Consider the following 12,546-nt stretch of genomic DNA (forward strand, 5'->3'; position numbering starts at 1 on the left):
GCGCGGCAGAGCGACGCTCCGGGCGCATGGGTGTCCGTGACCCAGAAGCGTCCGGCCTACCCGAGGGTTCGCCGGTCTCCTGAGGGTGACAGTTGCCGGGAATGCGCTCAGTCTGGTGGAGGGGTTCGCATACTGTGACGCCGAGAACCGTGACCGTGAGGAGGGAGGGACATCATGAGGATCGAGCTCGCCCTGAAGCTGCTCGGCCCGCACGCGGGCATGGACGCCCAGGACTCGCTCCAGACGCTCACCACCATGCTGGCCCTCCTGCGGGAACTGGAGGCCACCGAAACCGCCCGGCCGGGTGTGGAAGGAACTCGCTGGACCTTCAACGAACTGCGGCTCGGCAGTGTGACGTGCGTTCTGGAGCCGCTGCGGATCGCCGAACACTCGACCTATGACGTGGTCGAACGAGTGGCGCGCAACGCGGTGGGCGGACTGTGCGAGGCCGAGTCCACCGCGCGCATTCCCACCGGCTGGACGCTGAAGGCCGCGGGCCTCGGCCGGCGCGTCGCCAAGTCGCTCGGGGCGTCTCCCGACGTCGGCATGATCCTTGAGGTACGGGGAGACGGAGAGGCCCTGCGCACCGCGGAGATCACCCAGCGGGCCGCGCTGCATCTGGACGAAGCCACCAGGACGCGCCACCGCACGTTCGGTTCTCGCAGGGGCCGCCTGAGCGGACTGCAGGAGGGGGGCAGGCAGCGCCGTCTTCGAGGCGTGCTCCGCACCGAGGTCGGTGGTGAGGTGATCCCCGTGTACTTCGGTGACGATCTCGATCCCGAGCTCAGGCGGGCCTGGCGGCGCGACCGGGTGGAGATCATCGGCGAGATCACCGAGAACGCGCAGGGGCAGAGCATGTGGATGCGCGCTCGGGACATCGAGCTCCTGCCGACGAGTCCGCAGCTCTCCGATGACGAACTGCGGGGCGGGTTCTGGCCCGACATGACGAGCGGCCAGGACGCGGTGGAGTATGTGGAGGCCCTTCGTGGGGACAACTGACCGCCCCGACTCGGTCTACCTGGACACCAACTGCTTCGTCGACTGGGCACAGGGGACTCACTGTCACCGTGAGGCGGAAAGCATGCTCCGGGCGGGGCGCGCCGGACACGTGCGTCTCTTCACCTCCACGCTCACTTTGGCCGAAGCTCGTGGCACGAGCGCGAGCGAACACCGGCTACGCATCCGGACCCTGCTCCAGGAGCCGTACATCACGCTCGTGGACGTGACCCGGCGCGTCGGGCTCCTCGCGAACGACCTCACCGCCGACCGCCCGAAGATCAAGGGTGCTGACGCGGTGCATCTGGCGTGCGCCTGCTTCGCCGGGGCCGAGGTGTTCATGACCCGCAATTTCCGCGATTTCTCCCCGGGCGACACCTACAAGGGTGTGCTGTTGTGTCTGCCCTTCGAGTTCGGGGGCGAGGGCATCTTCCCGGAATCCGCCATCGGCTGAGCGGTGGGGCGCCGGGTGCGCTCTGCCGTCCGCCGCACCGTCGGATCGCGGACCCGTCCGTCCTGTCGCCTGTCGGCCAGCACCTGGCGGGGTACATCGCCCTTCACGATTCAATTCCGGGCGTCCACCCGCACCGGGGCCTCAGTAGTGGCGCACTGACCGAGGGCGGAGCGCGACCGCTCGAACGTGTGAATTGTGCGTTTAGCCTGCACTGGGGTTCATGTCGCGATCTAGCGTGAGTGGGGGCGGATCTCCCTGTGTGTGGTGACTGTCCGCTGGTTGTCCGGTGCTGTCCGGGCTGTCGGGGTGGTTGGTGCGGGTAGGGCGCCGCGGTACGGCGCGGGACGACGGAGGGGTGTGGCATGACGGCGGTGGACGGTGAGGCGGTACGGCTCAAGGGGGAGGCGGACGAGCCGGGGTGGGAGGTGGACCCGGACGACGAGTGAGGCGTCGCCGTCATCACCACGGTGGGGCGGCAGTTGAAGCTGCGGCGCGAGGCGGCGGGGATGCGGGCCGGCCAGTTCGGGGCAGCGATCGGGTACGGGGAGGACCTCGTCTACAAGGTCGAGGGCGGAAAGCGGATCCCCCAGCGGGAGTATCTGGACAGGGCCGACGAGGTGTTGGGGGCGGGTGGGCTGCTCTCGGCGGCTTGGGAGGACGTGAAGAGGGTCCGGTATCCGAAGAGCGTGCGGGCGCTGGCGGAGCTGGAGGCCAAGGCGGTCGAGCTTGGCGTGTACGTCGGACTCAGCATCCATGGGCTGTTGCAGACGCCGGAGCATGCGCGGGCGCTGTTCGACGCATGGCAGCCGCCGTACTCGGAGGAGGAGGCGGAGAGTCTGGTCGCTGCTCGCATGGCCCGGAAGTCGGTCTTCGAGCGGTCTCCTGCTCCGGCTCTCAGCTTCGTCCTGGAAGAGGCCACGCTGCGTCGGCGCGTTGGGGGGCACAATGGTGTGGCGACAGCAGCTCGAACACCTGCTGGAGATGGGGCGGTTGCGTAACGTCACGTTGCAGGTGATGCCTACCAGTGCGGGGGCTCACCCTGGGCTGGACGGCAGGATCGAGGTGCTGAAGTTCGCCGACGGCACGGCGGCAGGTCGTTCCGACGGTGCGTTCAGCGGCCGGCCGACTTTCGATCCGAAGCAGCTACAGATCCTTGAGTTGCGGTATGGGACGATCCGGGCGCAGGCTCTCACCCCTCGGGAGTCGCTGGCCTTCATCGAGCAAGTGCTGGGAGAGACATGATCCGCAAGGCTTCTGCCGGGGACGCTGCTGAACTGGCCTGGTTCAAGAGCAGCTACAGCGACGGCCCCGATGGCAACTCCTGCGTGGAGATCGCGATAGCGCCCCGCACCATCCACGTCCGCGACTCCAAGAACGTGGCAGGGCCTCGACTCGCACTCACGCCGACCGCCTGGGCGAGCTTCGTGACGTACGCGTCGGAGCGCTGACACCCCAACGGCACGCGTGCCGCGCCTGGTTGTCACGGGGATCCGTAGTGCTTCGCGGTCAGTTGCCTCGTGCCTCGCCCCGGACCATGGCGATGTCCGGCCTCACCTTGGCGATGGCCGCGAAGTCGTCGTCGACGTGGAGAACGGTCAGGCGGTGGTGCTCGGCGGTGAGGGCGATCAGGACGTCCATGGGTGAGGGGCCGCGGTGGTGGCCGATCTTCACCAGGTCCCGCTGCACCTCCCTGATCTTCGACCAGGGGTCGTCGAGTGCCGGCACCCGGCCGAAGGTCTGGCCGAGCACGGTGAAGAAGGGCTCGTAGTCCCGGTCGGAGCGAAGGCCGGACATCGGTTCGGCCTCGACGGGCGGGCAGATGGCGGTCGGCCCTCGTGCCACACGACTGGGCCAAGGGGAGTCGAGCTGCCCGCACGGCAGTCGTCACACGGCGGAAGTGTCCGCTAGGTAGGTCACAAGCCCGCCTGTTCGCGTTCCGCGAGGACGTCGAAGTCCAGGAAGGAGTCCGCGTTCTCCTGGAGCCGGCGCAGGGCTCGTGCCCGGTCGTCGGCGCTGATGGCGGACGCTATGGTCAGCGCGCGGTCGATGGTCTCCCGCTTCGTCCGGGTGCCGAGCTGTTGCTGGACGAAGGTTGGTTTGCCGTCGTCGATGTCGACCAGGGGCTTGGACATGATGCCTCCCGCAGCCGGCTTCATATATCGCCGTCAACCGTACATCCACCGGCGTCCGCCGAGGTCGGGAACTGTTCCTCGCCATCCGGACTCCGATCGCCCTGTCCAGATAGCGGACAATCCGGCCCGGCTCTTGGTATCGAGTTAACACAGGAGTAACACTGTGAGGGTCGGCCGACCTGTCGTATACGACCGGGCGGCCGCTGTCCTGCGCGCGGCAACGGCGCCGAGCGCCCATCACCGGCTATACGTACGCCCATCACCGGCTGTACGTACCGGTGTCAGCCGCGCCAGAAAGGGACCCCGTGACCTCACGCCCCGACCCCAAGACCTCCCTCGACCTGCTCCGTGCCGAGGTCGAGCGCCGTAACCCGGCGGAGCCCGAGTTCCACCAGGCCGCACGCGAGGTGCTGGACACCCTCGCCCCGGTGCTCGCGGCGCGCCCCGAGTACGCCGAGCCGGGGCTCGTCGCGCGGCTGGTCGAGCCGGAGCGGCAGATCATGTTCCGGGTGCCGTGGCAGGACGACCAGGGCCGGGTGCACGTCAACCGGGGCTTCCGGATCGAATACAACAGCGCCCTCGGCCCCTACAAGGGCGGCCTGCGCTTCCACCCCTCCGTGAACCTCGGGATCATCAAGTTCCTGGGCTTCGAGCAGATCTTCAAGAACGCCCTGACCGGTCTCGGCATCGGCGGCGGCAAGGGCGGCAGCGACTTCGACCCGCAGGGCCGCAGCGACGCGGAGGTCATGCGCTTCTGCCAGTCCTTCATGACCGAGCTGTACCGGCACATCGGCGAGTACACCGACATCCCGGCCGGTGACATCGGCGTCGGCGCCCGCGAGATCGGCTACCTGTTCGGCCAGTACCGGCGGATCACCAACCGCTGGGAGGGCGGCGTCCTCACCGGCAAGAGCGCCGGCTGGGGCGGCTCGCTGATCCGCCCGGAGGCGACCGGATACGGCAACGTGCTGTTCGCGGAGGCCATGCTGCGCGCCCGCGGCGAGGACCTGGAGGGCCAGACCGCGGTCGTCTCCGGCTCCGGCAACGTCGCGATCTACACCATCCAGAAGCTGGCCGCCCTCGGCGCCAACCCCGTGACCTGCTCCGACTCCAGCGGCTACGTCGTCGACGAGAAGGGCATCGACCTCGACCTGCTGCGTCAGATCAAGGAGGTCGAGCGCGGCCGGGTGAGCGACTACGCCGAGCGCCGGGGCGCCTCCGCGCGGTTCGTGCCCGGCGGGCGGGTCTGGGAGGTCCCGGCCGACGTCGCCCTGCCGTCGGCGACCCAGAACGAACTGAACGCCGTCGACGCCGACGCCCTCATCCGCAACGGCGTGAAGGCGGTCTCCGAGGGCGCCAACATGCCGACCACGCCGGAGGCCGTGCAGCTGTTCCAGCGGGCCGGCGTGGCCTTCGGCCCCGGCAAGGCGGCCAACGCGGGCGGCGTCGCGGTCAGCGCGCTGGAGATGACCCAGAACGCGTCGCGTACGTCGTGGAAGGCCGACCAGGTCGAGGACGAGCTGGCCCGCATCATGACCGACATCCACACCACCTGCGCCGAGACCGCCGAGCGCTACGGCGCCCCCGGCGACTACGTGACCGGCGCGAACATCGCCGGCTTCGAGCGGGTGGCGGACGCGATGCTCGCACAGGGCGTCATCTGACGCACGGGTGAACACGCCGTCAACACCGCACGGGGCGAAGGCGGCGACTCGCCGAAAGTACTACCGCTGACGTACGCGTTGTTTTTGTCTGGGTGGATGAGCAGTACGGCGGACAGTGGAATATCGAGACCCGAGCGAGTCGCGGAACGTATGGCGAGACGGTTGAAGCGACCGCTCCCGCCGCCCGCCGCGCCCCCGCCGGCCGGGACCGCCCCCCGGCCGGCGACGCCCGCACACCCGGCGAAGCGCGCACGGCCGGGCGGCCGCCTGTACGTCATCGACGGCATCCGCCTGCTCGCCGCGCTGATGGTGGCCGCGCACCACTACGTCGGCACCTGGCGGGTCGACCAGCCCGGCAACCGGATCTGGGACCGGCCGGTCTCCGACATCATGCCGACGGTGTTCCGGGTCGCCTCCTACGGCTGGGTCGGCGTCGAGATCTTCTTCGTGATCAGCGGCTTCGTGATCTGCATGTCGTGCTGGGGCCGCACCCCGCGCCAGTTCTTCGTCTCCCGCGTGATCCGCCTCTACCCGGCGTACTGGTTCGCGGTCCTGTTCACCACGGCCGTCCTGATCGCCCTGCCGGGAGTGTGGGAACGCCTGCGCCTGCGCGAGGTGCTCCTCAACCTCACCATGCTCCAGGCCGGCTCGGCCGTACCGAACGTCGACGGCGTCTACTGGACCCTCTGGTCGGAGCTGCGCTTCTACCTGCTCTTCCTGGTCGTGGTCGCCATGGGCCTGACCTACCGCAGGGTCGTGGTCTTCTGCTGCGTGTGGGGCGCGGCGGCGATGCTCGCGCCGGTCGCCGACCTCCACCTGCTGGAACTGGCCGCCAACCCGGAAGGCGCCTGGTACTTCATCGCGGGCCTCGCCCTCTACCTCATGCACCGCTACGGCCAGGACCTCCTCCTGTGGGGAATCCTCGCCATGGCCTGGCTGATGGGGCAGCTGGAGCTGGGCAACCGCATCGAGAAGGTGGAACACGTCTCCAGCTGGCGCGGCAGCGTGGCGATCTTCACCGTCTTCCTGCTCCTCATGGTCGCCGTCGCCCTCGGCCGCACCGACCGCATCCGCTGGAAGTGGCTGGTCACGGCCGGCGCCATGACGTACCCCCTCTATCTGATCCACTACGTGGCCGGCACGACACTGATCAACCGCCTCCACGGCACGATGGACGCCCGGCTCCTGGTGGCCGTGGTCATCACCGGCTTCCTGGTACTGAGCTACCTGATCCACCGTCTCGTGGAACGCCCGGTGTCCCGGCTGCTGAAGAGAGGACTGGACACGTCGTTCGCCCGCATGCGGAACGCCGGGGACGCCTGACCCGGTCCGTGAGGTGCCACCGCCTCGGCCACAGACCCTCCCCGACGGTCCGGACGGCCGGGAACCGGCATCCGGGGAGGGCGTCAGCCCGACGGCTCGACGATCTCCTGCGTGCCGAGCACCGACAGCAGATCCAGCAGCCCCGCGCTGTCCGTACCGACGGCCGGAGTGAACCAGAGCAGCCGCTGACGCCCGTCCTCGCTGAACAGGTTCAGACAGTTGACCTCGATCAGGCCCAGCACGCCGTGCCGGAGCCGTTTCCGGTCGTCCCGACGGACGGCCACGTCATGGTCGGCCCACAGCGCGGCGAACTCCGGTGAGACGTCGAGCAGCGTACGGATCATCGACCGGGCCTCGGGGTCCTTCGCGTCCCGCCTCGCGGCGGCGGCCCGCAGATCCGCGACGAAGGAGCGGGACTGCCTCTCGTGGTCGGCCTCGGGGTACAGGTTCCGGGCCTCCGGCTCGGTGAACCACCGGTGGACGAAGCTGGCCCGGGGCCCCCGCAGACCGGACTGGTCGCCGAGCAGCGCGACCGCCAGCGGATTCTGTACGAGGGTGACGTGCAGGTCGGTGATCACCTGCGCGGGCGTCGAGGTCATGCGGTCGAGCAGGTCGAGCATGCCGGGGTGCACGTGCGAGGCGGGCCCGCCCTGCGCGGGCACCGGCCGGTCCGCGAGCCGGTACAGGTAGTCCCGCTCGTCGGCGGACAGCCGCAGCGCCCTCGCCAGCGCGGCGAGCATCTGCTCGGACGGCTGGGACCCGGCGCCGCGCTCCAGCTCGTTGTAGTAGTCCACGGACGCCCCGGAGAGCTGGGCGACCTCCTCACGGCGCAACCCCGGCACCCGGCGGCGCGGTCCGGCCGGGAGTCCGACGTCGGCCGGGCGGATGCGCCCGCGCCGCGAACGCAGAAATGTCCCCAGCTCGGCGTACTTCACAGCGCTCATGCCCCCCATTCTGCGTCCGGCGGGGCCGGTGACCCAGGGGACGGCATCCCCTGGATACGCCGGCCGGCCCGGCGCATCGTGGAGGCATGACCACGGACAACGAGCACCAGCACACGCCCGCACCGGAGACCGCACGGGTCGCCGTCGTCACCGGCGGATCCCGCGGCATCGGCCGCGCGGTCTCGCGGAAACTCGCCGAGGACGGCCTGGCCGTCGTCGTGAACTACGCCCGCGACGCCGCGGCCGCCGACGAGACGGTGGCGGCGATCACCGAGGCCGGCGGCCGGGCGATCGCCGTCCAGGCGGACGTGGCGGAGGAGAAGGAGGTCGCCGCGCTGTTCGACCGGGCGGAGGCGGAGTTCGGCGGCGTCGACGTGGTCGTGAACGCGGCCGGGCGGATGACCCTGTCGCCCGTCGCCGACCTGGACCTGGCGGCGCTCGACGCCATGTACCGCACCAACGTCCGCGGCACCTTCGTGGTCGCCCAGCAGGCCGCGCGGCGCGTGCGGACGGGAGGCTCGTTCGTGGGGTTCTCGACCTCCGTGGTGGGCACGCAGTTCCCCTCCTACGGCGCGTACGCGGCGAGCAAGGGCGCGGTGGAGGCGATGACGCTGATCCTGGCACGCGAGCTGCGCGGCAGGGACGTCACCGTGAACACCGTGGCCCCCGGCCCGACGGCCACGGACCTGTTCCTCACCGGCAAGAGCCCCGAGCAGATCGACCGGCTGGCCAGGACGCCGCCGCTGGAGCGGCTGGGCACGCCGGACGACATCGCCGCCGTGGTCGCCTTCCTCGGCAGCCCCGCCGGGCACTGGGTGAACGGCCAGATCCTGCGGGCCAACGGCGGCATGGTCTGACGACGGCACGACAGCACGACAACGCACCCACCAGTACCCCCCGACAGGAGACACCCATGCCTTTCGCCCAGTTCAAGGTCCCCGCGGGCACCCTCACCGCCGAGGACAAGAAGAAGCTCGTCGAGCGCACCACCGACCTCTACGCGGAGATCTACGGGGAACGGGCCCGCCCCACCACCGTCGTCCTCGTCGAGGAGGTCCCCGACGGCGGCTGGGGCGTCGCCGGCAACGTCCTCACGGCCGCGATGCTGAACGGCACCGCCTGAGCGGACACCGCCGGCTCCGGCGGACGGCGGACGCGGCGGCAGCCGCACGCCGGTACGGTCCCGCGTCCCCGAGGGGCGTCCCCTCGTGGATCCCCGCCGGAAGGCGCGGAACCGTACGAGCCGGATTCCGTCACACGCACGGTCCCCTCGATGGCACGATGTCGGAACAGATGATCGAACACGCCGACCGAAGGGGGACACCGGCGTCATGGCCCGCCACATGGAGGCGCTGACCGCCGAGGACACGGCCGGACGACTGCGGGCGATCGGCGACGAGCTGTCGGAGCGGTTCTACGAACGCGCCGACGTCGTACGGACGCTGCTGGTGACCCTGCTGGCCGGGCAGCACTCGCTGCTGCTCGGACCGCCCGGGACGGCGAAGTCCGAGATGGCGCGCGAGCTCACGGGCCGGATCGAGGGCGCCGCCTACTGGGAGATCCTGCTGTCGAAGTTCACCGCGCCGACGCGGATGTTCGGCCCCATCGACGTCGCCGCGCTCGCCCGGGGCGAGTACCGCCAGGTCTACGAAGGCCGCGCCACCACCGCCCACGTCGCGTTCATCGACGAGATCTTCAAATGCTCCACGGCGGCCCTGAACGAGACCCTCGGCTACCTCAACGAGCGGATCTACCACCCCGAGAACGGCGGCGAACCGATCCGCTGCCCCCTCATCGGGGCCATCACCGCCAGCAACGAACTCCCCAGCGGAGAGGACTCGGCCGCGATCTACGACCGGTTGCTGGTGCGGATCGAGGTCGGTTACCTGGAGGACCCCTCCAACTTCGCCGCGCTCGTCCGTTCCGCCGTCCACCGCCCGGCCGCCCCGGCCCGGACGACCATCGGGCTGGGCGCGCTGCGGCACGCCGTGACCGACGCCGTACCGGCCGTGGACGTCCCCGACGCGATCGTCGACGCGGTGTGCACCCTGCGGGCCGCCCTGCGCCGCAAGGAACTCGTCGCCTCCGACCGCCGCTGGCGGCAGGCGGTCGGCCTGCTCCAGGCCTCCGCCTACCTCGACGGCCGTACGGCGGTCGCCGAGACCGACCTGCCGGTGCTGACCCATGTGCTGTGGGACTCCCCGGCCCAGCGCCCGACCGTCGAACGCGAGGTGTTGCACCTGGTCAACCCCGACGCCAAGGAGGCGCTCGACCTGGCCGACACCATCGACGAACTGGAGGCCCAGCTCGACGCCATGGCCGGACAGTCCCGCGAGGCGCTGAGCGAGTGGGTCATCAAGAAGGCGCACCACCAGCTCGCCACGGCCGGCAGACGGCTGGAGGAACTGAGGGCCGAGGCGGTGGGCGCCGGCCGCTCGACCACCGCCATCGACCGGGTCGCCGGCCGTCAGCGCGCCGTCCGCGCCCGCGTCCTCACCGAGGCCCTCGGCGTGGACGCGAGCATGGTGCAGACGCAGCTCTGAGGGGCACCGTGGACGAGCTCGCGACCAGGGCCGGGGCATGGCTCGCCCGGACCGCCGCCCCCGCCCCCGAACGGCACACCGCCGCCGTGGTCGCGGACCGGTTCGACCGCGTCACCTGGCACGACACCTACGAGCAGTCGGCCGCCCTGCGCGATCTGGCGGCGGAGCTGGGCGACCACCACGACCGCCACGGCCACCACACCGCCGACCTCCTCACCGACGTGTTCCTGGCCGCGTACAAGACCGGCCCCAAGCTGCGCGAACCGGCCGCGATGGACCCCTCCCGGCTGGTCAACCACCGGATCATGACCGCCCTGATGGAGTCACCGGAGTTCGCCGGACTGCGCCAGGAGACGGCCGGCGACCCCTACGCCGCTGCCATGGCCGTCCTCGCCCAGGCCGCCGCCCTGCGCGGGCTGCTGGAACGCGCCCGGGACGCGCAGGAGCGGGGCGAGCGGGCGCGGCGGGCCCAGCGGGCCGCCGAGACGGCGGCGACCGCCGTGGACGAGACGCTCCAGGAGGCCGCCGAGGAAGCCGCCGACGAGGCCGACGAGACCGGCGCCGCGCGGGCCGCCGACGCCGTACGCCGGGCGATCGAGACCGCAGAGGCGGCCGAGGCGGCCGCGGCCGCGGCACGGCAGGCCGCCCTGGCCGCCGCGACGGCCGTCCCCGGAATCCGCGCCACCGCACGAAGCGCGACGGCGCGGGCCGCGGAGACTGTCCGGCGGGAGGCCGCGCTGATGCGGGCGTGGGGAGTCGGATCCGGCGCACTGGAGCGGATGCCGTTCGCCGAACGCGCCCGCCTCGCCGAACGGCTGCGCACCGGCCGCCTCGCCGAATGGGCCGACCTGATCGGCCGGTTCCGGCAGATGGCGAGCGGCGAGCGCGCCCGCAAGGTGGAGAACGCCACCGGGGAACTGGTCGGCGTCACCCTCGGCGACGACCTCTCCCGCGTCATCCCCTCCGAACTGGCCCACCTCGGCCTGCCCGAGCTGCGCGCGGTGTTCGCCGCCCGCTACGCCGCCGGGGAACTGATGCTCTACGACAGCCGGGGCGAGCAGGCCACCGGCCGGGGCGCGATCATCGCCTGCGTGGACACCTCGCACTCCATGTACGAGGAGGGGCCCGGCGGGATCACCCGGGAGGCCTGGTCCAAGGCGTGCGCCCTGGCCCTGCTCGACCAGGCCCGCGCCGCCGGACGCGACTTCGTCGGCATCCTGTTCTCCGGCCCCGGCAGGCTCCAGGTCTTCCGCTTCCCGGCGGACGAGCCGGCCCCCGTCGAGCGGACCGTCGACTTCGCCGAGACCTTCCTCGGCGGCGGCACCAGCTACCAGACCCCGCTGTCGGCGGCGGCCGAACTGCTGGAGGCGGAGTTCGACGACACCGCCCGCATGCGCGGCGACATCGTGATGATCACCGACGACGACTGCGGCGTCACCGAGCAGTGGACGCGCGCCTGGAACGAGACCCGGCACCGGCTCGGCTTCCGGGTCTTCGGCCTGGTCATCGGCGCCCCGCGCGCCGCCGCGGCCGACTCGGTCCTGGAGGCCCTGTGCGACAACCTCCGCCTCATCGAGGACCTCACCGACGTCCACGGCACCGCCGACCTCTTCCGCGTGATCTGATGGTCAGGAGCCGGCCGGACGCGGGCCCGTTCCCCGCGTTCGGCGGCCAGGGCGTCGCCGGGGTGGCGGGAGCCGGCGACGGCGAGCTCTGCTCCCGATGAGGGACAGGGGGGAGCGCCGGTGCCGCGCGGCGCGGGAACCGTCCCGGCGGGCGTTTGATCCGCGTCACCTTCGGGGTAATGTCTTCCGCTCGATTGGCCAGCCCCGGTCCCCGTGTGGCAGACTGTCCGAGTTGCTCGGTCGAGTGTTGATGCTGCGCGCCTCCCGCCGGGAGGACCGGAAGCGAGTCCCACAGTACTCGTCGTCCCTGATCAGGGGCGGACGTACGGGAATCTTCCGGGAAGCGGAGCGCGGCACCGGCCAGGCGCCCGGTGGGCCTTTCGCCCCCGGTCCGCGGTTCTGGTAGGGCCGTGTCAATCCCGCAGGGATGTTCGGACAAGGGACATTCATGTCGACGGGAGTGCGACACACCCGACCGCGTGGGTCGGAGGACGAGCCCTGGAACATCGGGTTCCGGAGCGTAAAGAGAGACAGGACTACGAAGTAGCCATGGCGGGACAGAAGATCCGCATCCGGCTCAAGGCCTACGACCACGAGGTCATCGACTCCTCGGCGAAGAAGATCGTCGAGACGGTGACCCGCACTGGTGCGTCGGTCGCGGGCCCGGTGCCGCTGCCCACTGAGAAGAACGTGTACTGCGTCATCAAGTCGCCGCACAAGTACAAGGACTCGCGCGAGCACTTCGAGATGCGCACGCACAAGCGCCTGATCGACATCCTCGACCCGACCCCCAAGACCGTTGACTCTCTGATGCGACTCGACCTCCCGGCCGGTGTCGACATCGAGATCAAGCTCTGAAGGCCGG

13 protein-coding genes and 1 pseudogene are annotated in these 12,546 nt (G+C 70.8%); 11 read left to right on the forward strand and 3 right to left on the reverse strand.

Annotated features, from left to right (window positions below; genetic code table 11):
- Nucleotides 1-174: 174 nt before the first annotated feature.
- From IH50_RS0113745 to IH50_RS0113760, 4 genes and pseudogenes are all read left to right on the forward strand, one after another.
- On the forward strand, nt 175-999 hold the full coding sequence (locus IH50_RS0113745) for a hypothetical protein (protein WP_030860945.1): 825 nt from the start codon (nt 175-177) through the stop codon (nt 997-999).
- A complete protein-coding gene (locus IH50_RS0113750) occupies nt 971-1,450 on the forward strand; it encodes a type II toxin-antitoxin system VapC family toxin (RefSeq protein ID WP_030860947.1) in 480 nt (159 codons plus the stop codon). Before IH50_RS0113745 ends, IH50_RS0113750 begins: the two co-directional genes overlap by 29 nt.
- Nucleotides 1,451-1,908: 458 nt before the next feature.
- Nucleotides 1,909-2,692 (forward strand): annotated as a pseudogene (locus IH50_RS37655) (helix-turn-helix domain-containing protein).
- Nucleotides 2,689-2,898, forward strand: coding sequence for a DUF397 domain-containing protein (locus IH50_RS0113760; RefSeq protein WP_030860950.1), 210 nt, complete (start codon nt 2,689-2,691; stop codon nt 2,896-2,898). Before IH50_RS37655 ends, IH50_RS0113760 begins: the two are co-directional and overlap by 4 nt.
- 58 nt (nt 2,899-2,956) lie before the next feature.
- Here the strand turns inward: IH50_RS0113760 and IH50_RS37660 are convergent, their stop codons facing one another.
- Entirely contained in the window at nt 2,957-3,244 is a 288-nt protein-coding gene (locus IH50_RS37660; protein WP_234328153.1) for a PIN domain-containing protein, read from the reverse strand.
- A 119-nt stretch (nt 3,245-3,363) separates the two neighbouring features.
- Nucleotides 3,364-3,582, reverse strand: coding sequence for a hypothetical protein (locus IH50_RS0113770; RefSeq protein ID WP_030860952.1), 219 nt, complete (start codon nt 3,580-3,582; stop codon nt 3,364-3,366).
- A gap of 305 nt (nt 3,583-3,887) precedes the next feature.
- Between IH50_RS0113770 and gdhA the strand changes: the two genes are divergently transcribed.
- Together gdhA and IH50_RS37665 are read left to right on the forward strand one after the other, a co-directional pair.
- The gene (gdhA, locus tag IH50_RS0113775; RefSeq protein WP_030860954.1) at nt 3,888-5,246 is read left to right on the forward strand and encodes an NADP-specific glutamate dehydrogenase; all 1,359 of its coding nucleotides are present in this window, start codon (nt 3,888-3,890) and stop codon (nt 5,244-5,246) included.
- A gap of 150 nt (nt 5,247-5,396) precedes the next feature.
- A complete protein-coding gene (locus IH50_RS37665) occupies nt 5,397-6,569 on the forward strand; it encodes an acyltransferase family protein (protein ID WP_199822079.1) in 1,173 nt (390 codons plus the stop codon).
- An 83-nt stretch (nt 6,570-6,652) separates the two neighbouring features.
- On the opposite strand, the gene IH50_RS0113785 is transcribed toward IH50_RS37665, so the two are convergent.
- Complete coding sequence (locus IH50_RS0113785; RefSeq protein ID WP_030860958.1) at nt 6,653-7,522, reverse strand: helix-turn-helix transcriptional regulator; 870 nt, start codon at nt 7,520-7,522, stop codon at nt 6,653-6,655.
- A gap of 77 nt (nt 7,523-7,599) precedes the next feature.
- Here IH50_RS0113785 and IH50_RS0113790 point away from each other — a divergent pair, with 77 nt between their 5' ends.
- From IH50_RS0113790 to rpsJ, 5 genes are all read left to right on the forward strand, one after another.
- Nucleotides 7,600-8,370: an SDR family oxidoreductase gene (locus IH50_RS0113790; RefSeq protein WP_030860960.1), complete on the forward strand. Its 771-nt coding sequence runs from the start codon at nt 7,600-7,602 to the stop codon at nt 8,368-8,370.
- Nucleotides 8,371-8,426: 56 nt separating this feature from the next.
- Entirely contained in the window at nt 8,427-8,636 is a 210-nt protein-coding gene (locus tag IH50_RS0113795; protein ID WP_030860962.1) for a 4-oxalocrotonate tautomerase family protein, read from the forward strand.
- A 220-nt stretch (nt 8,637-8,856) separates the two neighbouring features.
- Complete coding sequence (locus IH50_RS0113800) at nt 8,857-10,056, forward strand: AAA family ATPase (RefSeq protein ID WP_030860964.1); 1,200 nt, start codon at nt 8,857-8,859, stop codon at nt 10,054-10,056.
- An 8-nt stretch (nt 10,057-10,064) separates the two neighbouring features.
- Nucleotides 10,065-11,681 (forward strand): VWA domain-containing protein, encoded by a 1,617-nt coding sequence (locus IH50_RS0113805; RefSeq protein WP_234328155.1) that lies wholly within the window; start codon nt 10,065-10,067, stop codon nt 11,679-11,681.
- A gap of 549 nt (nt 11,682-12,230) precedes the next feature.
- A complete protein-coding gene (gene rpsJ / locus IH50_RS0113810; RefSeq protein WP_003948644.1) occupies nt 12,231-12,539 on the forward strand; it encodes a 30S ribosomal protein S10 in 309 nt (102 codons plus the stop codon).
- Nucleotides 12,540-12,546 lie beyond the last annotated feature (7 nt).

This window comes from Streptomyces sp. NRRL S-37, from assembly GCF_000721605.1.
Classification (GTDB): domain Bacteria; phylum Actinomycetota; class Actinomycetes; order Streptomycetales; family Streptomycetaceae; genus Streptomyces.